The sequence below is a fragment of the Micromonospora sp. URMC 107 genome (genome assembly GCF_051386315.1).
Lineage (GTDB): Bacteria > Actinomycetota > Actinomycetes > Mycobacteriales > Micromonosporaceae > Micromonospora.
This window is the reverse complement of sequence record NZ_JBPQTK010000052.1, coordinates 12,543-38,605: the sequence shown is the minus strand read 5'-3', so window position 1 is coordinate 38,605 and position 26,063 is coordinate 12,543. Positions and strand designations below refer to the sequence as shown.

Sequence of the window (26,063 nt, the reverse complement as noted above, 5' to 3'; positions counted from 1 at the left end):
ATCGACGCGGGACAAGGGGCGGGGCGGGCGGGCGGGGGGGGTCAGGCTACGACGGAGACCATGCGGCCGGAGACCACGATGACCTTGCGGGGCTCCTTGCCGGCCAGCGAGGACGCGACCGCCTCCAGGGCCGCCGCGCGGACGGTCTCCTCGGGCGCGTCGGCGGGGACCTCGACCCGGCCCCGCACCTTGCCGTTGATCTGCACCGGGTAGGTCACCGTCTCCGCCACCAGCAGCGCCGGGTCGGCGGTCGGGAAGTCCGCGTACGTCAGGGAGGTGTCGTGCCCCAGCCGGCGCCACAGCTCCTCGGCGACGTGCGGGGCGAACGGCGCCAGCATCAGCACCAGCGGCTCGGCCACCTCGCGCGGGGTCTCCGCCAGCCGGGTCAGCCCGTTGGTCAGCTCGATCAGCTTGGCGATCGCGGTGTTGAACCGGATCGCCTCCATGTCGCCGCGCACCCCGTCGATCGCCTTGTGCAGCAGTCGCCGGGTCGCGGCGTCGGCGGGGGCGTCGGTGACCCGCAGCGCGCCGGTCTGCTCGTCGACGACCGCCCGCCAGACCCGCTGCAGGAACCGGTACGACCCGACCACCGCCCGGGTCTCCCACGGGCGGGACACCTCCAGCGGCCCCATCGACATCTCGTAGACGCGGAACGTGTCCGCCCCGTACGCGGCGCACATCTCGTCCGGCGTGACCACGTTCTTCAGGGACTTGCCCATCTTGCCGTACTCGCGCTTGACCTGGGTGTCGCCCAGGTAGAAGCCGCCGTCGCGCTCGGTGACCTCCTCGGCCGGCACGTAGGCGCCCCGGGCGTCGGTGTACGCGTACGCCTGGATGTAGCCCTGGTTGAACAGCTTGCGGAACGGCTCGAACGACGAGACGTGCCCCAGGTCGTACAGCACCTTGTGCCAGAAGCGCGCGTACAGCAGGTGCAGCACGGCGTGCTCGGCGCCGCCGACGTACAGGTCGGTGCCCCCGCAGTCGCCCTCGCCGCGCGGCCCCATCCAGTACGCCTCGTTCTCGGCGTCGACGAACCGCTGCGAGTTGGTCGGGTCCAGGTAGCGCAGCTCGTACCAGCACGAGCCGGCCCACTGCGGCATCACGTTGGTCTCGCGGGTGTAGCGCTTCGGGCCGTCGCCCAGGTCCAGCTCCACCTCGACCCAGTCGCGCCGGCGCGACAGCGGCGTCTCCGGGTTGCTGTCGGCGTCCTCCGGGTCGAACGTGCGCGGCGAGAAGTCGTCCACCTCGGGCAGCTCGACCGGCAGCATCTCCTCCGGCAGCGCGATGGCGGCGCCGGTCTCGTCGTACACGATGGGGAAGGGCTCGCCCCAGTAACGCTGCCGGGAGAACAGCCAGTCGCGCAGCCGGTAGGTCACCGCGCCGGCGCCGTGCCCGTTGGCCTCCAGCCACTCGATGATCCGGGCCTTGGCCTCGGTGACCCCCAGGCCGTCCAGGTCCAGGCCGCGCTCGGGCGCGGCGCTGTTGATCGCCGGGCCGTCCCCGGTGTACGCCTTGCCGTCGAAGCCCTCCGCCGGCCGCACGGTACGCACGATCGGCAGCTCGAAGACCTCGGCGAAGGCCCAGTCCCGTTCGTCCTGGCCGGGCACCGCCATGATCGCGCCGGTGCCGTAGCCGGCCAGCACGTAGTCGGCGACGAAGACCGGGATCCGCGCCCCGGTGGCCGGGTTGGTGGCGTACGCCCCGACGAAGACGCCGGTCTTCTCCTTGGTGTCGGCCTGCCGCTCGACGTCGGTCTTGGCGGCCGCCGCCTTGCGGTACGCCTCCACGGCCGCGCGCGGGTTGGCGTGCCCGCCGGTCCACGCGTCCTTCGTCCCGTCGGGCCAGGCGGCCGGCGCCAGCGCGTCGACCAGCTCGTGCTCGGGGGCCAGCACCATGTAGGTGGCGCCGAAGATCGTGTCCGGCCGGGTCGTGAACACCCGGATCGGCTCGACGGCGGTCGGGAAGTCGATGTGCGCGCCGGTGGAGCGGCCGATCCAGTTGCGCTGCATCAGCTTGATCGGCTCGGGCCAGTCCAGCGTGTCCAGGTCGTCCAGCAGCCGGTCGCCGTACGCGGTGATCCGCATCATCCACTGCTTCAGGTTGCGCTTGAAGACCGGGAAGTTGCCCCGCTCGGATCGTCCGTCGGCGGTGACCTCCTCGTTGGCCAGCACCGTGCCCAGCCCCGGGCACCAGTTGACCGGCGCCTGCGAGACGTACGCCAGCCGGTGGTCGTCGACGACGGCCCGGCGCTCGGCGACGGACAGCTCCGCCCACGGCCGGCCGTCGGGGGTCGGCCGGTTGCCGCCCTCGAACTCGGCGATCAGCTCGGCGACCGGGCGGGCCCGCTTCGCGTCCGTGTCGTACCAGGAGTTGAAGACCTGCAGGAAGATCCACTGCGTCCAGCGGTAGAAGTCGGTGTCGATGGTGGCCACCGAGCGGCGCTCGTCGTGGGCCAGGCCCAGCCGGCGCAGCTGCGCCTTGTAGCGCTCGATGTTCGCCACCGTGGTGGTGCGCGGGTGGGTGCCGGTCTGCACCGCGTACTGCTCGGCGGGCAGGCCGAACGCGTCGAAGCCCATCGCGTGCAGCACGTTGCGCCCCGCCATCCGCTGGTAGCGGGCGAAGCAGTCGGTGCCGATGTAGCCCAGGGGGTGGCCGACGTGCAGGCCCGCGCCCGACGGGTACGGGAACATGTCCAGGACGTACAGCTTCTCCGCCCCGGCGCGGGGGTGACCGGGGTCGGCCAGCGGGCCGGTCGGGTTCGGGGCGTGGAACGTCCCCTCCCGCGCCCAGGCGTCCTGCCAGCGCTGCTCGATCTCCTCGGCCAGGGCCGCGGTGTACCGGAACGGGGGAATGTCGGCCGGTGCTGCCTCACTCATGGCGTCTCCTCGCTTCGCTCGTCGCCGCCGGCCACGCCGCGGCCGGGCTGGTTGCTGACCTCGCTCGGCGCGGTCATGTCGGTCTGGCTCGGGTCTCGTCCGCCGCCGGCGCCGCGCCGCACGGGGCTGGCGCCGGTGCCGGTGCCGCCCGCCGGGGCGTCCGGCGGAGGGCACAAAAAAGCCCCTCGCGCAGGAGGGGCCGCCGTGCTGTCGCGCGTCAGCGCATCAGCACGGCCCGGTAAGAAGCAGGAAGAATCCGGCCATGACCGGGAGTGTACCCCGCCGTCCGGTCCCGCACGTGGCCCGCCACCACCGGTCGGGACGGGTGGGCGCGGCCGTCGGCGCCGCGGCAGCCCTTCGTGATCATGAGCGGCACCGAGAGCGACCGCGGATCCCCCGACCCGGCGAATATTCGGTGCGTAACCGACCGTCTACCTGCGGGGGTCGGCGACAGCGAGAAACATGGTTAGCCTGAGAGACCAGTGAGATTTCTGCGGCAGACGAGGCTCGGCGTCGCGAACCCTACGGCGGGTCCAGCTGCTCTATACAGAGCTGCCGTCCGGCGACGAGGAGGAGGCCCGTGACACAACAGACCTGGGACGAGGTGGGCGGCCTGTTGCCGCACGACGAGTTCCGCGCCGCCAGCGAAGCCATCGTGTCGAACATCGAGCAGGTCATCGAGGGCAAGACCGCCACCGTGCGGCTCGCCCTGGCCGTCCTGCTCGCCGAGGGCCACCTGCTCATCGAGGACGTGCCCGGGGTCGGCAAGACCAAGCTCGCCAAGGCCATGGCCCGTTCGATCGACTGCTCCGTGCGCCGCATCCAGTTCACCCCCGACCTGCTGCCCAGCGACGTCACGGGGGTCAGCGTCTACAACCAGGAGACGCACGACTTCGAGTTCCGCCCCGGTGCGGTCTTCGCCAACCTGGTCGTCGGCGACGAGATCAACCGCGCCTCGCCGAAGACGCAGTCCGCGCTGCTGGAGTGCATGGAGGAGCGCCAGGTCACCGTCGACGGCGTCACCTACCACCTCCAGACGCCGTTCATGGTCATCGCGACCCAGAACCCGATCGAGATGGAGGGCACCTACCCCCTCCCCGAGGCGCAGCGCGACCGGTTCACCGCCCGCATCGCGATGGGCTACCCGGACCCGAGCGCCGAGCTGGCGATGCTCGACGGGCACGGCGCCACGGACCCGCTGGACGAGCTGCGGCCGGTCTCCGACGCCAACACGGTACGGCAGCTGATCGGTCACGTCCGGCAGGTGCACGTCGCCGACGCCGTCAAGCAGTACGCCATCGACCTGGTCACCGCCACCCGCGAGGCGGCCGACCTGCGCCTCGGCGCCTCCCCCCGGGCCACGCTCCAGCTGCTGCGCACCGCCCGCGCGGTGGCCGCCCTGGAGGGCCGCGACTACGTCCTCCCCGACGACCTCCAGGTGCTGGCCGTGCCGGTGCTCGCGCACCGGATCATCCCCACCGCCGACGCCCAGCTCGCCCGGCGCACGACCGACGCGATCGTCTCCGAGCTGGTGCACCGGCTGCCGCTGCCGCACGACCGCGGGCGCTCCCCGTACGACACCCGCCCCACGGGCGAGGGCAACGGCCGAGCGAGCTACGAGCCGCGGGGGCGGTGACGTGCGCGACGGGCTGCGAGGGCTGACCACCCGCGGCCGTTCGTTCCTCGCGGCCGCGGTCGCGGCGGCGGTCTCGGCCGGCATCCTCGGCGAGAAGGACCTGCTCCGGGTGGCCGTGCTGCTGGCCATCCTGCCGCTGCTCGCCGCGGCCTACGTCGGGCGCAGCCGCTACAAGCTGGCCTGCAACCGTTCGCTGGACCCGCACCGGGTGCCCGTCGGGGCGAGCTCCCGGGTGGTGCTGCGGTTGCAGAACATGTCCCGGCTGCCCACCGGCACCCTGCTGCTGGAGGACCGGCTGCCGTACGCGCTGGGCAGCCGGCCCCGGGTGGTGCTGGAGCGGCTCGGCGCCCACCAGGCCAGCTCGGTGGCCTACACGGTGCGCGCCGACGTGCGCGGCCGCTACGAGGTGGGCCCGCTGGTGGTCCGGATGACCGACCCGTTCGGGTTGTGCGAGCTGAGCCGCGCCTTCCCGAGCACCGACCACCTGACCGTCATCCCGCAGGTCACCCCGCTGCCCTCGGTGCGCCTGCCCGGCGAGTACGCCGGCAGCGGCGACAGCCGGGCGCGCTCGGTGGCGGTGCACGGCGAGGACGACGCCGCCACCCGGGAGTACCGGATGGGCGACGACCTGCGCCGGGTGCACTGGAAGTCCACGGCGCGCACCGGCGAGCTGATGGTGCGCCGGGAGGAGCAGCCCTGGGAGAGCCGGGCCACCGTGGTGCTGGACACCCGCGCGTACGGCCACCGCGGCGACGGGCCGACGGCCTCCTTCGAGTGGGCGGTCTCCGCCGCCGCGAGCATCGCGGTGCACCTGCGGCAGGCCGGCTACAAGCTGCGGCTGGTCACCGGTTCCGGCGCCGACGTGGACGCGTCGGAGGCGACCGGCGACGGGGTGCTGCTCGACCACCTCGCCGAGGTCCGGCTCGACAAGTTCGGCGAGTTGACCACGCTGGTGCAGCGGGTCCGGCAGCGGTCCGACGGCGGCCTGATCATCGGCCTGTTCGGCTCGGTGAGCACGGCCGAGGCGGAGCTGCTGGCCGGGCTGCGCGGCAACGGGGCCACCTGCGTCGGCTTCCTGCTCGACAGCTCCACCTGGCTCAACCTGCCGGACAAGGCCCGGGCCGAGGCCGAGCACGCGCACGGCGCCGCGGCGCTGGCCATGTTGCAGAGCGGTTGGCGGGTCATCGGGGTCGACCACGGCACGCTGCTGCCCGCGTTGTGGCCGCAGGCGGCTCGCGGTTCGCAGGGCTTCGCGCTGCGGGCGGCCATGGCCGAGACGGTGGCCGGCGGCATGCGATGAACGGAAGGGTCCCCTCATGATCGCCCACCGGAACCTGGGCTTCGTGGCCGCCGCGGCGACGCTGCTCGCCGCCGCGCCGCTGTCGGCCATCTTCGAACGCTGGACGTGGCTGATCCAGGCGACGATCGCGGTGGCCGTGGTCGCCGCCGTGGCCGCGCTCGCCCGACTGGCCCGGGCTCCGCTCTGGGGTCAGGCGCTGGGCATGCTGGCCGGCCTGACGCTGGCCCTGACCTGGCTCTTCCCCGGCGGCGGAGAACTGCTGGGCATCGTGCCCACCCCGTCGACCTTCACGCACTTCGGCGGGTTGCTCGACAGCTCGCTGGAGGACATGCGCTCCTACGGCGTCAAGGTGCCCGACACCGACCCGCTGCTGTTCGTCACGGTGCTCGGGGTCGGCGGGGTGGCCGTGGTGGTCGACGTGCTCACCGTCGGGCTGCGTCGCCCGGCGCTCGCCGGCCTGCCGATGCTGGCGATCTACTCGGTGCCCGTCGCGGTCTACGTGGACAGCGTCCCGGCGGTCCCGTTCGTCGTCGGCGCCGCCGGCTACCTCTGGCTGCTGGTGACCGACAACGTCGACCGGGTCCGCCGCTTCGGCCGGCGGTTCACCGGCGACGGGCGGGACGTCGACGTCTGGGAGGCCTCGCCGCTGGCCGCCGCCGGTCGGCGGCTGGCGGTGGTGGGCGTGCTGCTGGCCGTGGTGCTGCCGCTGGCCGTGCCGGGCATGACGGGCGGGCTGCTGGACACCCTGGGCGCCGGTTCGGGCAGCGGCAACGGCAACGGCCGCCCCGGCCAGGGCGGCACCGGCCGGGTCGACCTGTTCGCGGCGCTCAGCGGGCAGCTCAACCAGTCGGAGGTCGCCGACCTGGTCAAGGTCACCACGAACGAGCCCAGCCCCTTCTACCTGCGCTTCGGCGTGGCCGACAAGCTCACCTCGACCGGCTTCCGGGAGGGCACCCCCACGGGGCGTCCCGTCGGCGACCTGCCCGCGCCGTCGGCGCGGGGCGTCGAGCAGCGGACGTACCGGGCCACGGTCGAGGTGACGAAGAACCTCACCATGCCGCTGCTGCCGGTCTACACCGAACCGGTGCGCGCCGAGGACCTCGACGACAACTGGGCGTACGACCCCAGCCTCCAGGTGGTCTTCTCCCGCCGGGACAACTCGCGCGAGAAGCGCTACGCGTTCGACTACGTGCGCTCGACGTACACGCCGGCCGCCCTGCGCCGGTCCCAGCCGCTGCCGGCCGACCACGCCGTACGGCGCCTGCACCCCGCGCCGCCGCCGGTGCCCGAGGTGGAGGAACTCGTCAACACGCTGGTGCGGGGCAAGGACACCGAGTACGACAAGGTCCGCGCGATCTACGACCACTTCTCCTCGGAGAACGGCTTCACCTACTCGCTCAGCACCAAGGGCGGCACCAGCGGGCGGGAGATCGTCGACTTCCTCGACAACAAGGTCGGCTTCTGCCAGCAGTACGCCGCCGCGATGACGTGGCTGGTCCGGGCCGCCGGCATCCCGGCCCGGGTGGCGTTCGGCTTCGCCAACGGCAGCAACTCCAGCGACGGCACGTACACCCTGACCAACCGGAACCTGCACGCCTGGACCGAGGTCTACTTCAACGAGGTCGGCTGGGTGCCCTTCGACGCCACCCCGGCGTACGGCGTGCAGGGCTCCACCCGGTCGGCCTGGGCGCCCGACACCGACGCCCCGGAGGAGGAGACGCCGACCCCCGGCTCGTCGAGCGCCCCCGGCGACGTCGGCCCGTCGGCCGGCCCGGCGGGGCCGGAGGGCCCCGAGGAGGACATCGACTCCGGGCTGGCCCTCGGCGGCGAGGCGCCGACCGAGCAGGCCCCGGTCTGGCCCTGGTACGCCGCCGGCGCGGTGCTCGCCCTGCTCGCCCTGCTCGCCCTGCCGGCGCTGCGCCGCGCTGCCCTGCGCCGGCGCCGCAGCGGCACGGCGGCACCGGCCGCGCCGGCGGTGCGAGCCGGGACCACCGGCGACGCGCCCGCGGACGGGCGGCGCATGATGGTGCTGGCGGACGCGGAGCGGGCGCGGGCGGACGCGCACGCCGCCTGGGACGAACTGCTCGACACGCTCGTGGACTACCGGGTCCGGGTGGACCGGACGGAGACCCCCAGGGCGACCGCCGACCGGTTGTCCCGGGAGACGCTCACCGCCGACGCGGCGGCGACCACGGCGGTACGCCTGCTCGGCCGCGCCGAGGAACGCGCCCGCTACGCCCGCGACCCGCTGACCGGCGAGGAGCTCCTGCCGGCCCTGCGCGCCGTACGCACCGCGCTCGCCGCTCGGGCCGACCGGCGCACCCGCCTGGTGGCCGCGGCGCTGCCGCCGTCGGTGCTGCTGCGCTGGCGCATGGGCACGGCCGAGGCGTCGTCCCGGCTGGTGGCGACCGGCGGTCGGGTCCGGCACCGGCTACTGCGCTGGAACCCGCGTCGCCTGCTGGCGAGCCGCATGGCCCGCTGACCGACGGACGAACGGGCCGGTAGGGGCACACCCGCCCCACCGGCCCGTCGCGTTGGCGGGGCGGTGTCGCGGGGCGGTGGGTGTCCCGGATGGCGGGTGCCGGGCCGCCGGGGCGGCCACGGGGCACGGGGCGGCCACGGGGCACCGGGCACGGGCACGGGGACATGCGAAGACGCACGCCCAGGGGTGTCGAATCCGCCCGGGGACGTGCGGAAGCGTCAGTGGCCGCTGGGGAGTCCCGGCGGCCGACTCGCCGTCGTCGCGGCCCCCCTCAGCGGCGGGTCGGGCTCAGCGGTGCCCCTCCGGGCGCTGCCGCCACCGGTCCTCCATCCGATCCAGGATCGAGGGCCGACGACCCGACCGACCGCGGGGGCGACGACGACTCGTCGTCCCGCCCACGACGTGCAGGTCCGGTGACTGCGCCCGACGATGCGACTGCACCGCGAACGCGGCCGAGGCCAGCATGACGACGAAACCCGCCACTGCCAGCGGCGGAGTCTTGATCACCGCGCCGTAGACCAACAGGGCCAGCCCAATGATCATCACGCCGGCAGCGACGAGCAGGCGACGCCGCGCGTGGAAGCGCGGATCGCTGGCGCGCACGGCCGAGGCGAATTTGGGGTCCTCGGCAAGCGACCGCTCGATCTGCTCGAACAGCCGCTGCTCGTGCTCCGAGAGCGGCACGGCACTCCTCCCCGGTCACGTTGGTCGGCCCGGTCGGGCCGACAGACCGTGGCAGCCAACCGGCTGCTTACCCGCAAGTCTACGAGGGCCCCCGCGCGTCGGAAAGCGGGACGACCTACGGCCGGGGTGGATTTTCATTTCGTCGTCCCTCGCGGAGCCCGAGCAGACTGGCCGGACCTATGACGGACCGCCCGAAACGGGCAGCCGCGGCGTCGGCGGCGGCCTCCGCCTCCCGCCAGCCCCGCTCGGGCGCGCCGAGGGTGAGCTGTCGCGGAGTCTCCTGCGCGGCGGCGAGCCCCTCGACCCGTACGCCGACCAGCCGGACGGGCTCACCCGGGTCGAGCACGGTGTAGAGCGCCCAGACGGTGTCGAAGATCTCCCTGGCCACGTCGGTCGGCCCGCCCGCCGTGCGGGAGCGGCTGACGGTGCGGAAGTCGGCCAGGCGCACCTTGAGCGACACGGTGCGCCCGACCTGCCCGGCCCGGCGCAGCCGGATGCCGACCTTCTCGGCGAGGGCGAGCAGCGCCCGGCGGATCTCCAGCGGGTCGGTGACGTCGACGTCGAAGGTCACCTCGGCGCCGATCGACTTCTCCGCGTGCTCGGGGCTGACCCGGCGCGGGTCCCGCCCCCAGGCCAGCTCGTGCAGCCCGGCGGCGGACGCCTCGCCGAGCGCCTTGCGCAGCATGCCGACCGGCGCCTCGGCGAGATCGCCGATCGTGGCCAGGCCCAGCCGCCGCAGCGTCTCGGTGGACCGCTCCCCCACTCCCCACAGCGCCGACACCGGCAGCGGGTGCAGGAAGTCGAGCACCCGGGCGGCCGGGACGACGAGCAGGCCGTCGGGCTTGGCGCGGGTCGAGCCGAGCTTGGCCACGAACTTGCTCGGGGCGACGCCGACCGAACAGGTCAGCCCCTGCTCCCCGGCGACCCGCTCGCGGATGCGGCGGGCGATGGCGGCCGGCGAACCGAAGAGCCGCCGGGCTCCGGCCACGTCGAGGAACGCCTCGTCCAGGGAGAGCGGCTCGACCAGCGGGGTGACGTCCCGGAAGATCTGCATGACCGCGGCGGAGGCCGCCGAGTACTGCGTGAAGTCCGGCGGCAGGTAGACCGCGTGCGGGCAGAGCGCCCGGGCCCGGGCGGTGGGCATGGCGCTGCGCACGCCGTAGCGCCGGGCCTCGTAGCTGGCGGAGCTCACCACCCCGCGCGGGCCGGTGCCGCCGACGACGACGGGCCGACCGCGCAGCTCCGGCCGGCGACGGACCTCGACCGAGGCGAAGAAGGCGTCCATGTCGACGTGCAGGATCGGGCAGCCGGAGTCGTCGGAATCCGGCCCGAACCGGGGATCGCCGCCCCGGGGCAACGACTGGCTGCGGCCCATCCCCGCAGGCTAGCCCGGACCTGCGACACCGCACCCGGACGGGCCGCCCGGGACGGCGGTCAGCCGCGTACGACCAGCAGCGGGATCGTCATCTCGGCCGCCGTGTCGGCCCCGTGGTACGCCACCAGCCGGGAGACCACCGGCGGCTCGGACCGGGAGGCGGTCACCGCGTACGTGGCGTTGCAGATCACCACCACGTCGCCGATGCGCGCCAGGTGTTCCTCCGGCACCGGGCCGAACCAGCCGGCGGCCACCACCTCGTCGCGGGTACGCACCCGGGCCGCGGCGCCGAGCACCGCCGACCAGGCGGCCACGACGTCGTCCAGGGCGCCGGGGGTGACGTGCAGGTAGCGGACGCGGGGCTCCCCGGCGACCACCGCCAGCCCGGCGCGCAGCCGGGGGTCGGTGTCCAGGTCGAAGCGGTGCCCGGCCGGCACGTCGAGCTGGCCGTGGTCGGCGGTGACCAGCAGCGCGGCGTCGGGCGGCAGCCCGTCGACGAGCCGGGCCAGCAGCCGGTCCACCTCGGCCGCGGCGATCCGCCAGGGCGCGGAGTCGACGCCCGTGAGGTGGCCGTGCCGGTCCAGGTCGGGGTGGTAGCCGGAGACCAGCGTGGGCCCCGACCCGGCGCCCAGGGCGGCGAGCATCCGCTCGGCGAGCGCGTCGACGCCGGCCGCGCCCCGGTAGTCGCCGCCCCGGTTGGCGGCCACCGTCAGCCCGCTGCCGCCGAACTCCGGCCGGCTCACCACCGTCACCGCGACCCCGGCGGCGCGGGCCCGTTCCAGCTGGGTGCGGACCGGCTGCCAGCGCAGTGGCTCGGGGTCGGCCGCCCACTCGATGTGGTTGAGCACCCGGTCGGTCCCGGGCACCCGCACGGTGAAGCCGAGCACGCCGTGCGCGCCGGGCGCGGCGCCGGTGCCCAGCGTCACCAGGCTGGTCGGCGTGGTCGACGGGAAGCCCGAGGTCAGCGGCCGCCCGGCGGTCGCGGCCAGCCCCGCCAGCGTCGGCGCGTACGGCGCGGCGGTCGGGATCTGGTGCCAGCCGAGACCGTCGACGAGCAGCACCGCGATCCGGCGCACCCCGGGCAGCGCGGCGCCGAGCCCGAGCGGGTCGGTGGCTCCGGGCACGCCGAGCACCGCGAGCGCGGCGGGCAGGATGTCGGCCAGACTGCCGTCGCCGTAGCGCGGCCCGACGATCTCCAGCGGGTCGGTCACGGGCGGCGGGCGAACAGGTGCAGCTGGGCGGCGAGGTCCCGCCAGGGCGCCCGCGCGGCGAGCGCCCGCTCCAGCTCGACCAGGGCGGCCGGCTGGCCGTCGGCGACGGCGGCGGGGAGGAGGTCGGCGAGCACGCGTACGCCGTGGATCTCCTCGACCACGAGCCCCGCGGCGCCGAGCAGCGCGGCGGCGCCGTCGGCGTCGTAGCGCCGGCGCAGCGTGTCCCGGGTGCCGGCGGCGCCGGCCGGATCGTCGGCCAGGGCGGCGGCGACGTCGAGGTGCCCGTTCATCGCCCGGCCGAGCACCGCGGCGGCCCGGCCCGCGACCAGCACGCTCGCGGCCCCGCCCGGGCGCAGTGCGGCGGCCAACGCCGCCACCACCGCCGCCGGGTCGTCGACGACCTCCAGCACGGCGTGGCAGAGCACCAGGTCGGCGCTGCCGGGCTCGACCAGGCCGGCGAGCGCGTCGCCGTCGCCCTGCACGGCACGGACCCGCTCGGCCACGCCGGCCTCGGTGGCCCGGCGGGTCAGCGCGGCGAGCGCGTCGGGACTGGCGTCGACCACGGTGACCCGGTGCCCGGCCTGGGCGAGCGGCACGGCGAAGCCGCCCGTGCCGCCACCGACGTCGAGCACGGTGAGCGCGGTGCCGGCGCGACGCTCCAGCTCGGCGCGCAGCACCGACCAGATCACGGCGGTACGGGGGGTCAGCGGCGGCCCGGCGAGCCGGCCTGGGGTCTGCTCCACCCGGTCGAGCCTAGTCACCCGGTCCAGCCTGACCGAGCCGCACCTGCGGCGGCCCGGCCGGCTCCGGGCGGGAGGTCAGGCCTCGCCGGTGGCGGCGTCGTCCTCGGCCCGCGACCGCAGGGCGTTGGCCACCGGGCCCTCGACGATCTCGTACTCGCGCGGCTCGGTGTGGTGGCTCGGGGTCCAACCGGCGCTGAGCCGGGTCCGCCGGGAGTTCGCCACCCCGCCGCTACGCTCGTTGTTTCCCATGATCGTTGTCCCCCTCGTGCTCGCGCGGGCCACTCTGCCCGCGCGAGCTGGAGTGTCCCTCCATCGGGCGGGAAAAACCGTAATGTGGATCACTGCCGTCAGCGGAAGTCGCGCGAGGGCGGGCTGACCGGCGGTTCGATCGCGTCCAGCCGGTCGGCAGTGAGGTTGATCACTCCCTCGTGCCGCTGCAACCGGCCCCGCACCACCAGCGCGGCGCTGGTGCGGGCCACCCGCCGGTAGCGCTGCCACAGGCCCGGGGAGCAGGTGACGTTGAGCATCCCCGTCTCGTCCTCCAGGTTGAGGAAGGTGACCCCGCCGGCGGTCGCGGGCCGCTGCCGGTGGGTGACGATCCCGCCGACCCTGATGCGCCGCCCCGGCTCCACCCGGCCGAGTCGCGCGATCGGCACCGCGCCGAGGGCGTCGAGCCGGGGGCGGATGAAGCTCACCGGGTGGCTCTCCGGCGACAGCCCGGTCGCCCAGACGTCGGCCACCAGCCGGTCCACCGCCTCCATCCCGGGCAGGGTGGGCGCGGTCGCGCCGGTCACCGTGCCCGGCAGCCGGCCCGGCCGGTCCTGGGCCGCCGCGCCGGCCGCCCAGAGAGCCTGCCGCCGGGACAGCCCGAAGCAGGCGAAGGCGTCCGCGGTGGCCAGCGCCTCCAGCTGCGCGGCGGACAGCCCGACCCGCCGGGCCAGGTCCGGCATGTCGCGGTACGGCCCGCGTGCCGCCCGTTCCGTCTCGATCCGCTCGGCCACCCCCTCGCCGAGGGTGCGTACGCCGGAGAGACCGAGCCGCACGGCCGGCCCGTTCAGCCCCCAGGCGTGCGGCGGCTCCCCCGGCGCGCTGCCCCACCGGGTCTGCGGGGTGGACTCCAGCACCGCCAGCGCGCCGCTGGCGTTGATGTCCGGCCGGCGCACCTCCACCCCGTGCCGGCGGGCGTCGTCGACCAGCGTCTGCGGCGAGTAGAAGCCCATCGGCTGGGCGTTGAGCAGCGCGGCCAGGAACGGCCCCGGGTGGTAGCGCTTGAGCCAGGAGCTGGCGTAGACCAGGTAGGCGAAGCTCATCGCGTGGCTCTCCGGGAAGCCGTAGCTGGCGAACGCGGAGAGCTTGCGGTAGACGTCGTCGGCCAGCTCGCCGGTGATGCCCCGCGCGGCCATGCCCGCGTAGAGCCGGTCGGCGATGCGGGCCATCCGCTCGGCGGAACGCTTGGCGCCCATCGCCCGGCGCAGCTGGTCGGCCCCCGCCGCGTCGAAGCCGGCCAGGTCGATGGCGAGCTGCATCAGCTGCTCCTGGAACAGCGGCACGCCGAGGGTCTTCTCCAGCGCGTTGCGCATCAGCGGGTGCGGGTAGGTCACCGGCTCCTGGCCGTTCTTGCGCCGGATGTACGGGTGCACCGAGCCGCCCTGGATCGGGCCGGGCCGGATCAGCGCCACCTCGACCACCAGGTCGTAGAACTCGCGGGGCTTCAGCCGGGGCAGGGTGGCCATCTGGGCGCGGCTCTCCACCTGGAACACCCCGACCGAGTCGGCCCGGCAGAGCATGTCGTAGACCTCGGGGTCGTCCAGCGTCATGTCGCCGAGGTCCAGGCTCATCCCGATCATGTCGTAGCCGTAGTGCAGCGCGGAGAGCATGCCGAGCCCGAGCAGGTCGAACTTGACCAGACCGACGGCGGCGCAGTCGTCCTTGTCCCACTGGAGCACGCTGCGACCCGGCATCCGCCCCCACTCCACCGGGCACACCTCGATCACCGGCCGGTCGCAGATCACCATGCCGCCGGAGTGGATGCCCAGGTGCCGGGGGAACGTCTGCAACTCGTTGGCGTACGCGACCACCTGCTCGGGGATGTCCGCGACGTCGACGGGCGCCACGGAGCCCCAGCGGTCGATCTGCTTGCTCCAGGCGTCCTGCTGGCCGGGCGAGAACCCGAACGCCTTGGCCACGTCCCGCACCGCCGAGCGGGGCCGGTAGGAGATGACGTTGGCGACCTGCGCGGTGTGCTCCCGGCCGTACCGGGCGTAGACGTGCTGGATCACCTCCTCCCGGCGGTCGGACTCGATGTCCACGTCGATGTCCGGCGGGCCGTCGCGCTCCGGGGCGAGGAAGCGCTCGAAGAGCAGCCGGTGCCGGACGGCGTCCACGTTGGTGATCCGCAGCGCGTAGCAGACCGCCGAGTTGGCCGCCGAGCCCCGCCCCTGGCAGTAGATGTCCTGCTCGCGGCAGAACGTGACGATGTCGTAGACCACCAGGAAGTAGCCGGGGAAGCCCAGCTCCTCGATCATGTTCAGCTCGTGGTCGAGCTGCGCGTACGCCCTCGGATGCGCCGCGGGCGGGCCGTAGCGCTCGCGGGCGCCGGCGTGGGTCAGGTGGCGCAGCCAGCTCATCTCGGTGTGCCCGGGCGGCACCGGGTACGCCGGCAGCCGGGGTGCCACGAGCTGGAGGTCGAAGGCGAGCTCGGCGCCGAACTCGGCGGCGCGGGCCACCGCACCGGGGTAGGCGGCGAACCGGGCCGCCATCTCGGCGCCGCCGCGCAGGTGGGCGGTGCCGGCGGCGGGCAGCCAGCCGTCGATCTCGTCCAGGCTGCGCCGGGCCCGGACGGCGGCGACGGTGGTCGCCAGCCGCCGCCGGCCCGGGGTGGCGTAGTGCACGTTGTTGGTGGCCACCGTGGGCAGGCCGGCCGTCGCCGCCAGCTCGGCGAGCGCGTCGTTGCGGTCGGCGTCGGCCGGGTGTCCGTGGTCGGTCAGCTCCACCGCCACCGTCTCCGCGCCGAACAGGGCGGTCAGCCGGTCCAGCTCGCGGGCCGCCGCGTCCACCCCCTCGGTGAGCAGCGCCGACGGCACATGCCCCTTGCGGCAGCCGGTGAGCACCAGCACGTGGTCCCGCAGCTCGGCGGCGACCTCCTCCAGCCCGCCGTAGACCGGGCGGCCCTTCTCCCCGCCGCGCAGCTGGGCGCGGGCGATGGTCGACGCCAGCCGGGCGTACCCCTCGTGGCCGTGGGCGAGCAGCAGCAGGTGCCGCCCGAGCGGGTCGGGCTCGCCGTTCTGCGGGCCGGGCAGGTCCAGGGAGAGCTCGGCGCCGAAGATGGTCGGCAGGTGCAGCGCGCGGGCCGCCTCGGCGAAGCGCACCACCCCGTAGAAGCCGTCGTGGTCGGTGACGGCGAGCGCGGTGAGGCCCAGCCGGGCCGCCTCCTCGGCCAGTTCCTCCGGGTGGCTGGCGCCGTCGAGGAAGCTGAAGTTGGTGTGCGCGTGCAGCTCGGCGTACGGCACCGCGTCGTCGGGGCGGGCCACCTCGGGCGGCCGGTACTGCTCCCGCCTGCGGCTCCAGGCGGGAGAGTCGCCGCCGTCGGCGTCCACGGCCAGCGGGTCGACCACGTGCAGGTGCCGCTCGTCGCGCACCCGGCCGACCCACGCGCTCGCCGGATCGACCTTCACCTGGACCACCCGCGTCCGGGGCCGACCGGTCCGGGGCCGACCGTCCGGGGCCGGAGAGCAGGCGTTCCAGCTCCGACCAGGGCAGCTTCGGGTTGTGGAAGCTCATCGGAGCCCTTCCGGGCGGACAGCCGGCGGAGCCTCACGCCGACCGGGTCGGCGGGCGCGGGGCGGGCGCTCAGTCATAGATCGCCTCCACCAGCCACCGCCCGGCCTCGACGGCGAGCAGCAGGGCCGTACCGTCGGCCAGGCAGACCTGGAACCGGGCCCGCCGACGGGCCTCGGCCGGCGCCCACCAGCGCTCGTCGACCGGCCACGGACCGGCCCAGCCGACGATCTCGACCGGTCGGGCGGCGCCCACGGTCAGCCGGGCCGGCTCGGCGCTGACCTGGAGCCGCGCGCTGACCTCGACCGACTCGCCGGCGGCGTCCTGCACGACCGCGGCGAGCGGGTCGGGCAGCACCACGGCCGGTGCGGGTGGCGGCAGCCGTCCCGGCCACGGCGGCGGGACGGGCCGGGCCGGCAGGCGTTCGTCACCCCACGGCACCAGACGCACCTGGTCGGCCGGCGAGCGCCCGCCGCCGAGCACCGCGGTGACCACCGCCTCGGGGCCGAGGATGCCCTGCACCCGGCTCAACGCCCGGTGCGCCCGCTCCCGCTCCTCGCCGGTCTCCCCCCACAGGCCGGGTTGCAGGCCGGCCTGCGCGACCACCCCGTCCGGAACCAGCCGCAGCCGGATGATGCCCGCCGTCGGGCGGGTCGGGCGGGTGCCGGCCCGACCGGTGCTGCCGGACAGCCAGCCGTCGAGCTGCCAGCGCACCCGGTTGGCGATGGCCGCGGCGGTGAGCAGCCCGTCGTGCCGCCAGACCCGGTGCAGTTCCTGGCCGTGCGCGGTGACCGCCTCGATGCCGAGCCGGGTGCAGGCCAGCCCGTGTGCGGCGAGCCGGTCGTGCAGCCGTTCGGCCAACGCCCGGGCGGCGAAGGCCGCCGCGTCGACCCGGTCGAGCGGCTCGTCGTGGTCGGCGGTGACCGCGAGGTCGGTCGGGGGTTGCCGGACCGCGAGCGGACGGTGGTCGCGCCCGGCCGCCAGCCGGTGGGCCAGCGCGCCGTCGAAGCCGAACCGGGCCAGCACGTCGCCGGCGGGCAGCGCGGCGAAGTCGGCCAGGGTGCGTACGCCGAGCCGGCGCAGCAGGTCGGTCAGGGCCGGGCGGCCGAGCGCCTCGACCGGCAGGTCGGCGAGGAACTGCGGTGTCCCGCCGGGCGGAACGACCCGTCCGTCGCGGGCGGCCAGCCCGGCGGCGAAGACCCCGTCGGCGATGCCGACCTGGCTCTCCACCGCGCAGGCCTGGGCGACGTGCTCGACGATCCGTTCGGCGGCCGCCTCCTCGCCCCCGAGGTAGCGGCTCGGCCCCCGGGCCGCCACCGCGCACGCGCCGGGGCGCACCACCTCGACGCCGGCAACCAGTTCCTCGACGGCGGCGACCACCGGTTCGAACGCCCGGGCGTCCCGCCCGGGGTCGTACTCGACGGCGGTGAGCTGCGGGCACCGGCCCTGGGCCTCCCGTTTGCGCAGCCCCCGACGCACCCCCTCGGCGCGGGCCCGCTCGGAGCAGGCGACCACCCGGTTGGCGTGCAGCACGGCGACCGGGTCGGTGGCCGGCACCCCGTCGACGATCTCCGCGGCGAGCACCGGCCAGTCCGGGCACCAGAGCAGCAGGGTCCGCACGGGCGCGGCGGTCACGTCGGACCGGCCATGGTGAGCGCGGCGGTCACCTCGGACCGACCATGGTCAGCGCGGCGGTCACCTCGGGCCGACCAGGGTGAGCGCGGCACGACGGGACGGGCCGGTGGGCGCCGGGTCGACGGGGCGGAGCCGGCCGGCGGTCGACCGGCCGGTGACGGAGACGGCGGCGGCGGGAGCGGAGCGGGGAATGACCCGGGTGAGCCCGTCCCCCGGCAGCCAGACCTTGATCTCCTTGGGGCGGGCGGCGGCCCCCCGGCCCCGCGCGGAGACGGTGACCTCGCGGCGACGCAGCCGGCCCCGCCCCTGCCCGAGCCCCTCCCAGGCGCCCCGGACCACCTGGAGGGTCACGTCCGCGCCGTCCCACCGCCCGTACGGGACGAGGACGCTGCCCCGCTGCCGGGCCCGGGCGGCCAGCCGGTTGGCGACCGAGGCGGAGACCGCCGTCGGCACGGCGGTGACCACGACGTCCACCCCGTCGATCAGGGCGGCGATGACGGTGGCCCACTCCGGGCCCGGGTGGGGCACCAGGGCGAGCCGGTCCAGGGCGATGCCCAACTCGGCGGCGGCGCCCGCCCCGAACGCCGGGACGCCGACCACGGCGCACCACGAGCCGGCCCGGGACGCCTCGGCGAGCAGCGCCAGGACCAGCGAGGTGCCGCCGCTGCGTCGGGGTTGGCCGGTGGCGACCGCGATCGTGCTGCCCCGCCGCAACCCCCGGTTGGGCAGCAGCCCGGTCAGCTCCGGTGCCACCGGCAGCAGCCGGTGACCACCCGCCGGGTCCGGCGCGCTCGCCGGGCGCACCAGACCGGCCAGTGCGGCGGAACCGACCACCATCCGGCCCGCCATCGGACCTACCCCCCGTCGTGCTGTCGGATCGGACGTGCGCGTGGCGCGCCCGGGCACCCGGTCAACGCCGGGTGGCCGGGGGCGCCCGGGTCAGGCCGCGAGGCCGTCGAGCGCCGGTTGGTGGGCCACCCCGAGCGCGGTCTCCACGACCGTGACGAACTGCTCGGCGGAGCGCAGCAGGTCGTCGGCCTCCCGGGCGGTCACGACCCGGGGGATGCCGGCCTCGGCGGCGGCCCGCTTGCCGGCGCCGAGGGCGAAGAACCGGGCCCACTCGTCGAGCTCGGGGGCGACGCCGGAGAGCAGGATCCAGACGCTGGTGACCCGGTGGCGTCGGGCGGGGGCGGGACGCGCCCGGGCGGCGAGCACGGCCGCGGCCGCCCGGAGCGCGGCGAGGTGGGCGGCGGCGTAACGGAGGCCGTCGGGGCGGGTCTGGGCGGCCTCGGCCAGCCCGTGCCGGGCCACCGCGAGAAGCTGGGCGGGGGTGCGGTGCGGCAGCACGTGCGCCGGCACCGTCGGTGCCTGAGCCGGGTTGGTCGGCATGGGACTGTCTCCTCCACGTGGCCGAGGCGCCGCCCCGGAGACGGCCCTGGGCCGCCGGCGGGACGCCGGGTCGAGTGGTGCGGAGGAAGACGCACCGGTGGGGTGGCCGGCCGGGTGTGGACGCTTCCCCACACCACACCCGGCCGGCGTTACCGGCGGGTTCGTGGCCCGCCGCCCGGGGGTCGTGGGCGGCGGGCGACGCTCCTGCCTGACGGGCCCGGACTCGCGACTGCCCGGGACCCAGGTGCGGCCCGCGGAGCCGCACCGCCCGGAGCCGCGCCGCGAAACACCGCCCCGGGTCTGTTGGAACGGGCGTTCGAGGCAATCGAACACTCGTTCTAACTGCTGCTGACAGTACACCCTCCCTCCGACGAAAATGCAACGTGTGACGCGCGGACGTCGGTCGACGTCGCGGCAGGTGCCGGCTCCGGGCGCCCACCGCCGGGACCTGCGACGGTGGGCGCCCGGGCCGCGGCGGTAGCCTCCGCCCGTGACAACCCCCCGCCCCGTCCTCGGGGTCGCCATGGTGCTCGCCTCGGCCGGGCTCTTCGCCGTCAACGGCACGGTCTCCAAGCTGGTGCTCCGCGCCGGCCTGGACGCCCCGCAGCTCACCCTGCTGCGCGCCGCCGGCGCCGTCACCGGGCTGCTGGTCCTGAGCGTGCTGCTGCGCCCCGGGGCCCGTCGGCTCCGGGCCACCCCCGGCCAGCTGCCGCTGCTGATCGGGTACGGGCTGGCCGGGTTCTTCGCCGTGCCGATGCTCTACTTCGTCGCCATCTCCCGGCTGCCGGTCGGGATCGGGCTGCTGTTCGAGTACACCGCCCCGCTGCTGGTCGCCCTCTGGGCCCGGTTCGGTCAGCGGCACCGGGTGCGCCCGCGGCTCTGGGCCGGCCTGGCGTTGAGCCTGGTCGGCCTCGGCTGCGTGGCCGAGGTGTGGGGCGAGCTGAAGCTGGACGGCCTCGGCGTGCTCGCCGGCCTCGGCGCCGCGGTCTTCCTCGCCGCCTACTACGTGCTCGGCGCCCACGGCGCGGCGCGCCGGGACACGTTGTCGCTCTGCACCTGGGCGTTCGGCGCCTCGGCCGTGGCGGGCCTGCTCACCCGCGCGGTCACCGTGGGCACCGGTGGCTGGGAGCCGCTGACCGCCGACACCGACGGGGGCGTACCCGTGGCGCTGCTCTGCGGGTACATGGTGGTGCTCGGCTCGATCGCGCCATACCTGCTGGTGGCCGGGGCGATGCGGCACCTCCCCGCGACCAGCGTCGGGATCCTCGGCATGGCCGAGCCGGTGCTCGCCTCGGCGGTCGCCTGGGTCGTGATCGGCCCCGGTGAGGCGCTCAACACCGCCCAGTTCACCGGCGGGCTCCTGGTGCTGGCCGGCGTCGCGCTGGCCGAGACGGCCCGGGTCGCCCCGGACCGGGCCGCCGCGCCGCCCGCCCCGGACACCGTCACCGTCCCGCCCGAGGCGGGCCGGACGTCGCCGCGTCCCGCCCGGTCGGGGCCTGGCACGGCCGGCTGAGCCGCCGACCGGGCCACCGGGAAGAATGGCCCACATGCAGCCACACCCGAACGTACGGGCGGTGCAGGACGTGCTCGACGCCGCGGGCGCCCGGGACGCCTCCGGCGCGCCGAGCGTCGTCCGCCTGCTGCCCGACGCGGTGCACACCGCCGCGGCCGCGGCCGAGTCGCTCGGCGTCGGAGTCGGCCAGATCGCCAACTCGCTCGTCTTCGAGGCGGACGGCGCGCCGCTGCTGGTGCTCACCTCCGGCGCGCACCGGGTGGACACCGCCGGCCTGGCCGCCTCCATCGGGGTCGGCCGGCTGCGCCGGGCCACCCCGGAGTTCGTCCGCGCGCACACCGGGCAGGTGATCGGCGGGGTCGCCCCGGTCGGCCACCCGCGTCCGCTGCGCACCCTGGTCGACACCGCCCTGGAGTCGTACGACGAGATCTGGGCGGCCGGCGGCGTGCCGCAGGCGGTCTTCCCCACCACGTACCCGGAGCTGCTGCGGGTCACCGGCGGCGTCCCGACCGGGGTGGCGTGAGCGAACGGAGCGAGCGAACCATGGAGCTCAGCAGCGTGGCGCGAGGCGGGACCGATGACGGCGCCGACGTCCCGGAGCTGGTCACGCTGCACGTGTGGCGCACCTCCCGCGTCGCGCTGCCCCGGGCGCTGGCCCGGATGGCGGTCGACCCCGGCCGGCTGCGCGCGCTGCCCGGCGTCCGGTTCGGCAAGCTGCTCGGCACCGGGACCGGCACCGGCTTCGGGCCGGGCGACGCCGACCTCACCCGGTGGGCGGCGCTGACCGTGTGGGACTCCCCCGCCGACGCGGCCGGCTTCGACGACTCGCCGGTGGGGCGCGCCTGGGCCCGGATCGCCCGCGCGTCCGTCCGGGTCGACCTGCGCCCGCTGAGCAGCCGGGGCGAGTGGTCGGGCCGCCGGCCGTTCGGGGAGCCGCCCGGTGGCCGGGTCGCCGGCCCGGTGCTGGCGCTGACCCGCGCCCGGCTGCGGCCACGGCGGGCGGCCACCTTCTGGCGGGCGATCCCCCCGGTGGCCGCCGCGCTGCACGCCGCGCCCGGCCTGCTGGCCCGCTTCGGTGTCGGCGAGGCCCCGCTGGGCTGGCAGGGCACGGTGAGCGTGTGGCGCGAGCCGGCGGACCTCGTGGCGTTCGCGTACCGTCACCCGGAGCACCGCGCCGCGATCATGCGGACCCCCACCGAGGGGTGGTACGCGGAGGAGCTCTTCGCGCGGTTCGAGGTACGCGACGTGGTGGGTGACCGGGCGGTGCTGGGGTGGGTCGCGGACGGCGACCCGGGAGCGGCGGAGGGTGCACGGGCATGAGGTTGGTGCGGTGGACGCCGGACGATCTCGTCCGACGGCTGGACGACGTGGTGGCCGTCTACGGCGAGGCGATGGGCTACCGCCCGGAGCTGCTGGACTCCCGGCGCGGCTACATCGCCACCCACGTACGCCGACCCGGCTTCCGCGCCGTCGCCAGCCTGACCAGCGAGGGCCACCTGGCCGGCTTCGGCTACGGCTACCTGGGCGGCTCGGGGCAGTGGTGGCACGACCAGGTCTGGCGGGCGCTGGACACCCCGGCCCGGCAGCGCTGGCTGACCCACTGCTTCGAGGTGGTCGAGTTGCACGTCCGCCCGCCCGCGCAGGGGCACGGCCTGGGCGCGCGGCAGCTGCGGGCCCTGCTGAGCCTGGCGGAGGGCACGACCACGCTGCTCTCCACCCCCGAGGCCGACGAGCAGCGGTCCCGGGCCTGGCGGCTGTACCGCCGGTTCGGCTTCGTCGACGTCCTGCGCGACTTCCACTTCCCCGGTGACGAGCGCCCGTTCGGCGTGCTCGGCCGGGACCTGCCGCTGGAGCCCCCGACACCCGTCCCGCCCGGCCGGGGCGCCCCGTGACCCGACGGCTGTCCTGGGCGCTGCTGGCCGTGCTGGTGCTGGTGCAGATCTGCTACCCGCTGACCAGCGGGGAGGCCCGGGCCCGGCTGACCGTCGCCACCGTCGTGCTCGGCTACCTGCTCTCGGTCGGCCACGCGCTGCTCAGCCGGGGCCCGCGTACGGCGGCGGCGCTGGTCGCGGTGGCCACGGTCGGCGGGTTCGCCATCGAGGCGCTCGGGGTGGCCACCGGCTTCCCGTTCGGCAGCTACGACTACTCCGGCGAGCTGGGGCCGAAGCTGGCCGGGGTGCCGCTGATCATCCCGCTGGCCTGGACCTGGATGGCCTGGCCGGCCTGGCTGGCCGCCACCCGGCTGACCGGGGGCGACGCCGGCGGCCGGCCGGGGCGGCGGGACGGCGCGTTCCATGTCCGGCGGGTCGCGCTGGCCGCCGTCGGGCTGGCCGCCTGGGACCTCTTCCTCGACCCGCAGATGGTGGCCGAGGGCTACTGGGTCTGGCGGGACGCCACCCCCGCGCTGCCCGGCCTGCCCGGCATCCCGGTGAGCAACTACCTGGGCTGGCTGCTCTTCGCCGTGCTGATCATGAGCGCGCTGCGCCCGCTGGCCGGGCCCGCCGTGGCCACCACCGACGGGCGCGACGGCCCGATGTTCGCGCTCTGGCTGTGGACGTACTTCTCCAGCGTGCTGGCCCACGCGGTCTTCCTCGACCTGCCCGCCTCGGCGCTGTGGGGCGCGGTCGGCATGTCGGTGGCCGCCGTGCCGCTGGCGGTCACGCTGGTCCGCTCCCGCCACGACGACCGGCACCGGTCCCGTCGGCCGCAGCGCCCCGGCGTCGACGCGACGGCATGACCGCCGTCCTCGCGCTGCTGCTCGGCGTGGCCGCGCTGACCGCGCACACCCTGGTCAACGCCGGCCGCTGGCTGCGCCGCCCGGCCGTGCGGCCGGCGCCGGTCGCCGAGCCCGTGGCGGTGCTGCTGCCGCTGCGCGACGAGGCCGCGCGGGTCACCCCGTGCCTGCGCGCCCTGCTCGCCCAGCGGGGCGTGCCACGGCTGCGCGTGGTGGTGCTCGACGACGGATCGTCCGACGGCACCGCGGACGTGGTCCGCGCGGTGGCGGGCGACGACCCCCGGGTCACCCTGCTCGACGGGGTCGCCCCGCCGCCGGGCTGGCTGGGCAAGCCGCACGCCTGCTGGCAGCTGGCCACCCGGGCCGACCCCGCGGCGACCGCGCTGGTCTTCGTCGACGCCGACGTGGTGCTCGCCCCGGACGCGGTCGCGGCGGCCGTCACCGAGCTGCGGGCCGCGCGGGTGACGCTGCTGTCGCCGTACCCCCGCATCCTGGTGGCGACGGTGGCCGACCGGCTGGTCCAGCCGCTGTTGCAGTGGCTGTGGCTGACCTTCCTGCCGCTGCGGGCGATGGAGCGCTCGCGGCGGCCGTCGCTGGCCGCCGCCGGCGGGCAGTTCCTGGTGGTGGACCGGGCCGGCTACGAGGCCGCCGGCGGGCACGCCGTGGTGGCCGGGAAGATCCTGGAGGACGTCGAGCTGGCCCGCGCGGTCAAGCGGGCCGGCGGCCGGATCGCCCTCGCCGACGGCTCGCGGCTGGCCGCCTGCCGGATGTACGAGGACTGGCCGCAGCTGCGCGACGGCTACTCGAAGTCGCTCTGGGCGACCTTCGGCAACCCGGGGGCGGCGGCCGCCGTGCTGGCCCTGCTGCTCCTGCTCTACACCGCTCCCCCGCTGCTGGCGGTCGCCGCCCTGGCCGCCGGCGCACCGACGGTGGCCGCCGCCGCGCTCGCGACCTACCTGCTCGGGGTGGCCGGGCGGGCGGTCAGCGCCCGGGCGACCGGCGGCCGGTGGTGGCCCGACGCGCTCGCACACCCCGTGTCGGTCGTGGTCCTCGGTTGGCTGACCCTGCGGTCGTACCATCTGCGGAAGCGGCGTCGCCTGTCCTGGCGCGGCCGCCCCGTCACCTAGGGAGGCGCGGCATGGCGCGGATCGTGGTCGTCGGCGCCGGGGTGGGAGGCCTGGCCACCGCCGCCCGGCTGGCCGCCACCGGACACCAGGTCACCGTGCTCGAACGTACGGGCACCGTCGGCGGCAAGCTCGGTCGGTACCTTCACGAGACCCCGGCGGGCCCGTTCCACTTCGACACCGGGCCGAGCCTGCTCACCCTGCCCGACGTCTTCCACGACCTGTTCGAGGCGACCGGCGCGAAGCTCGACGAGTACCTGGACCTGGCCCCGGTGGACCCGATCGTGCGGCACGTCTTCCCCGGCGGCGGTCCGGCCCTCGACTCCTGCGCCGACCCGGCCGAGTTCGCCGTCCGGATCGGCGCGGCCTTCGGCGACCGGGCCGCCGCGGACTGGCGGCGACTGTGGCACCGGGCCGAGCGGGTGTGGCAGGCGTCGCACCGGGACATCCTGCGCCGCCCGATCGACTCCCCGCTGGACCTGGCCGCGCTGGCCTGGCGGCTGGGCGACCTGGCCGCCATCGGGCCGGGCCGGACGTTGCGCGGGCTGGGCCGACGGCACCTGTCCGACCCCCGACTGCGGATGCTGCTGGACCGGTACGCCACCTACACCGGCGCCGACCCGCGCCGGGCGCCGGCCGCGCTGGTCGCCGTGCCCTACGCCGAGCTGGCCTTCGGCGGCTGGTACCTGCGCGGCGGGCTGGGCACGCTCGCCGACGCGCTGCTGACCCGCTGCCTGGACCTCGGCGTGGTCGTGCAGACCGGCGCCACGGTCACCCGGATCGACGCCGCGGGCGGCCGGGTGCACGGCGTACGCCTGCGCGGCGCCACCGCGCCCGTCCCCGCCGACGTGGTGGTGGCCAACGTCGACGCGCTCACCCTCTACCGGGACCTGCTGCCCAACCCGCGCCGGCTGGCCGGGCTGACCGACCGCAGCCTGGCCGGTTTCGTGCTGCTGCTCGGCGTCGCCGGGGACTCCGGGCTGGCCCACCACAACGTGTTCTTCCCCCGCGACTACGACGCCGAGTTCGACGCGGTCTTCGGCCACCCGGGGCGCGGCGTGCGGGCCCGGCCGGCGGCCGATCCCACCGTCTTCGTCACCGTGGCCGACGACCCGATGGTCCGGCCGGCCGGCCACGAGGCGTGGTTCGTGCTGGTCAACGCCCCCCGGCACGGCACCGCCACCGGCGCCGTCGACTGGCGTCGGCCCGGCCTCGCCGAGGCGTACGCCGACCGGGTCCTCGACGTGCTGGCCGAGCGCGGCGTCGACGTGCGGGACCGGCTGGTGTTCCGGGAGGTCCGCACCCCGGCCGACCTGGACGACGCGACAGGCGCGCCCGGCGGGTCGATCTACGGCACCGCCGGCGGCCTGCTGCGCCCGGCCAACCGGGGCCCGGCGCACGGGTTGTGGCTGGTCGGCGGCTCCAGCCACCCGGGCGGCGGCCTGCCGATGGTGACGCTCTCCGCCCAGATCGTCGCCGAGGAGATCGGCCCCGCCTGGTAGCCGCCGCCGGGCAGGGGCACCGCGTCGACGCCCGGGGCCTTCCCGGCAGCCCGGACGGCCCGGCCGGCCCTGCCGCGCGGCC

General features: G+C 76.0%; 19 protein-coding genes and 1 pseudogene. 10 read left to right on the top strand and 10 right to left on the bottom strand.

Annotation, left to right across the window (positions count from 1 at the left end; genetic code table 11):
- Window positions 1-41: 41 nt before the first annotated feature.
- Window positions 42-2,876 (bottom strand): leucine--tRNA ligase, encoded by a 2,835-nt coding sequence (leuS, locus tag ACSNN9_RS14575; RefSeq protein WP_436673614.1) that lies wholly within the window; start codon window positions 2,874-2,876, stop codon window positions 42-44.
- Window positions 2,877-3,456: 580 nt separating this feature from the next.
- Here leuS and ACSNN9_RS14570 point away from each other — a divergent pair.
- Genes ACSNN9_RS14570 through ACSNN9_RS14560 form a run of 3 tightly spaced genes read left to right on the top strand, consistent with a single transcriptional unit; the run spans window position 3,457 to window position 8,294 of the window.
- Window positions 3,457-4,512, top strand: coding sequence for an AAA family ATPase (locus ACSNN9_RS14570; RefSeq protein WP_436673613.1), 1,056 nt, complete (start codon window positions 3,457-3,459; stop codon window positions 4,510-4,512).
- Between the two features lies 1 nt (window position 4,513).
- On the top strand, window positions 4,514-5,812 hold the full coding sequence (locus ACSNN9_RS14565) for a DUF58 domain-containing protein (protein ID WP_436673611.1): 1,299 nt from the start codon (window positions 4,514-4,516) through the stop codon (window positions 5,810-5,812).
- A gap of 16 nt (window positions 5,813-5,828) precedes the next feature.
- The gene (locus ACSNN9_RS14560) at window positions 5,829-8,294 is read left to right on the top strand and encodes a transglutaminase TgpA family protein (RefSeq protein ID WP_436673610.1); all 2,466 of its coding nucleotides are present in this window, start codon (window positions 5,829-5,831) and stop codon (window positions 8,292-8,294) included.
- A 288-nt stretch (window positions 8,295-8,582) separates the two neighbouring features.
- Here ACSNN9_RS14560 and ACSNN9_RS14555 read toward each other — a convergent pair whose 3' ends face one another.
- The 9 genes and pseudogenes from ACSNN9_RS14555 to ACSNN9_RS14515 form a co-directional block, all read right to left on the bottom strand.
- Entirely contained in the window at window positions 8,583-8,978 is a 396-nt protein-coding gene (locus ACSNN9_RS14555) for a DUF3040 domain-containing protein (protein ID WP_358087525.1), read from the bottom strand.
- Between the two features lie 115 nt (window positions 8,979-9,093).
- Window positions 9,094-10,353 (bottom strand): DNA polymerase IV, encoded by a 1,260-nt coding sequence (locus ACSNN9_RS14550; protein ID WP_436673609.1) that lies wholly within the window; start codon window positions 10,351-10,353, stop codon window positions 9,094-9,096.
- A gap of 59 nt (window positions 10,354-10,412) precedes the next feature.
- Window positions 10,413-11,564 (bottom strand): alkaline phosphatase family protein, encoded by a 1,152-nt coding sequence (locus tag ACSNN9_RS14545; RefSeq protein ID WP_436673607.1) that lies wholly within the window; start codon window positions 11,562-11,564, stop codon window positions 10,413-10,415.
- The gene (locus ACSNN9_RS14540; RefSeq protein WP_436673605.1) at window positions 11,561-12,325 is read right to left on the bottom strand and encodes a class I SAM-dependent methyltransferase; all 765 of its coding nucleotides are present in this window, start codon (window positions 12,323-12,325) and stop codon (window positions 11,561-11,563) included. The genes ACSNN9_RS14545 and ACSNN9_RS14540 overlap by 4 nt, the downstream gene beginning before the upstream one ends.
- 57 nt (window positions 12,326-12,382) lie before the next feature.
- Window positions 12,383-12,556, bottom strand: coding sequence for a hypothetical protein (locus tag ACSNN9_RS14535; RefSeq protein ID WP_358087517.1), 174 nt, complete (start codon window positions 12,554-12,556; stop codon window positions 12,383-12,385).
- Between the two features lie 98 nt (window positions 12,557-12,654).
- Window positions 12,655-16,087, bottom strand: a pseudogene (locus tag ACSNN9_RS14530) (error-prone DNA polymerase).
- 69 nt (window positions 16,088-16,156) lie between these two features.
- The gene (locus tag ACSNN9_RS14525) at window positions 16,157-17,719 is read right to left on the bottom strand and encodes a DNA polymerase Y family protein (RefSeq protein ID WP_436673603.1); all 1,563 of its coding nucleotides are present in this window, start codon (window positions 17,717-17,719) and stop codon (window positions 16,157-16,159) included.
- A 60-nt stretch (window positions 17,720-17,779) separates the two neighbouring features.
- Window positions 17,780-18,568 (bottom strand): hypothetical protein, encoded by a 789-nt coding sequence (locus tag ACSNN9_RS14520; protein WP_436673602.1) that lies wholly within the window; start codon window positions 18,566-18,568, stop codon window positions 17,780-17,782.
- Between the two features lie 90 nt (window positions 18,569-18,658).
- Window positions 18,659-19,108 carry an SAV_6107 family HEPN domain-containing protein gene (locus ACSNN9_RS14515; protein WP_357877306.1) on the bottom strand — a complete coding sequence of 150 codons (450 nt, stop codon included), beginning with the start codon at window positions 19,106-19,108 and terminating at the stop codon, window positions 18,659-18,661.
- 490 nt (window positions 19,109-19,598) lie between these two features.
- On the opposite strand from ACSNN9_RS14515, the gene ACSNN9_RS14510 reads away from it, so the two are divergent.
- The 7 genes from ACSNN9_RS14510 to ACSNN9_RS14480 are packed head-to-tail and all read left to right on the top strand — an operon-like array spanning window position 19,599 to window position 25,981.
- Window positions 19,599-20,621, top strand: coding sequence for an EamA family transporter (locus ACSNN9_RS14510; RefSeq protein WP_436673600.1), 1,023 nt, complete (start codon window positions 19,599-19,601; stop codon window positions 20,619-20,621).
- Between the two features lie 34 nt (window positions 20,622-20,655).
- The gene (locus ACSNN9_RS14505; protein WP_436673598.1) at window positions 20,656-21,144 is read left to right on the top strand and encodes a YbaK/EbsC family protein; all 489 of its coding nucleotides are present in this window, start codon (window positions 20,656-20,658) and stop codon (window positions 21,142-21,144) included.
- A 20-nt stretch (window positions 21,145-21,164) separates the two neighbouring features.
- Window positions 21,165-21,941, top strand: coding sequence for a monooxygenase (locus ACSNN9_RS14500; RefSeq protein ID WP_436673597.1), 777 nt, complete (start codon window positions 21,165-21,167; stop codon window positions 21,939-21,941).
- On the top strand, window positions 21,938-22,513 hold the full coding sequence (locus tag ACSNN9_RS14495) for a GNAT family N-acetyltransferase (RefSeq protein WP_436673596.1): 576 nt from the start codon (window positions 21,938-21,940) through the stop codon (window positions 22,511-22,513). Before ACSNN9_RS14500 ends, ACSNN9_RS14495 begins: the two co-directional genes overlap by 4 nt.
- Window positions 22,510-23,358, top strand: a complete 849-nt coding sequence (locus ACSNN9_RS14490; RefSeq protein ID WP_436673595.1) for a carotenoid biosynthesis protein — start codon at window positions 22,510-22,512, stop codon at window positions 23,356-23,358. Before ACSNN9_RS14495 ends, ACSNN9_RS14490 begins: the two co-directional genes overlap by 4 nt.
- Window positions 23,355-24,482 (top strand): glycosyltransferase, encoded by a 1,128-nt coding sequence (locus ACSNN9_RS14485; protein ID WP_436673594.1) that lies wholly within the window; start codon window positions 23,355-23,357, stop codon window positions 24,480-24,482. Before ACSNN9_RS14490 ends, ACSNN9_RS14485 begins: the two co-directional genes overlap by 4 nt.
- An 11-nt stretch (window positions 24,483-24,493) precedes the next feature.
- Window positions 24,494-25,981: a phytoene desaturase family protein gene (locus ACSNN9_RS14480; RefSeq protein ID WP_436673592.1), complete on the top strand. Its 1,488-nt coding sequence runs from the start codon at window positions 24,494-24,496 to the stop codon at window positions 25,979-25,981.
- Window positions 25,982-26,063: the final 82 nt, after the last annotated feature.

Coding starts and splice junctions, on each gene's coding strand:
- leuS (WP_436673614.1), bottom strand. CDS start 2,876: ATGAGTGAGGCAGCACCGGCCGACATTCCCCCGTTCCGGTACACCGCG.
- ACSNN9_RS14560 (WP_436673610.1), top strand. CDS start 5,829: ATGATCGCCCACCGGAACCTGGGCTTCGTGGCCGCCGCGGCGACGCTG.
- ACSNN9_RS14550 (WP_436673609.1), bottom strand. CDS start 10,353: ATGGGCCGCAGCCAGTCGTTGCCCCGGGGCGGCGATCCCCGGTTCGGG.
- ACSNN9_RS14535 (WP_358087517.1), bottom strand. CDS start 12,556: ATGGGAAACAACGAGCGTAGCGGCGGGGTGGCGAACTCCCGGCGGACC.
- ACSNN9_RS14520 (WP_436673602.1), bottom strand. CDS start 18,568: ATGGCGGGCCGGATGGTGGTCGGTTCCGCCGCACTGGCCGGTCTGGTG.
- ACSNN9_RS14515 (WP_357877306.1), bottom strand. CDS start 19,108: ATGCCGACCAACCCGGCTCAGGCACCGACGGTGCCGGCGCACGTGCTG.
- ACSNN9_RS14505 (WP_436673598.1), top strand. CDS start 20,656: ATGCAGCCACACCCGAACGTACGGGCGGTGCAGGACGTGCTCGACGCC.
- ACSNN9_RS14500 (WP_436673597.1), top strand. CDS start 21,165: ATGGAGCTCAGCAGCGTGGCGCGAGGCGGGACCGATGACGGCGCCGAC.
- ACSNN9_RS14495 (WP_436673596.1), top strand. CDS start 21,938: ATGAGGTTGGTGCGGTGGACGCCGGACGATCTCGTCCGACGGCTGGAC.
- ACSNN9_RS14485 (WP_436673594.1), top strand. CDS start 23,355: ATGACCGCCGTCCTCGCGCTGCTGCTCGGCGTGGCCGCGCTGACCGCG.
- ACSNN9_RS14480 (WP_436673592.1), top strand. CDS start 24,494: ATGGCGCGGATCGTGGTCGTCGGCGCCGGGGTGGGAGGCCTGGCCACC.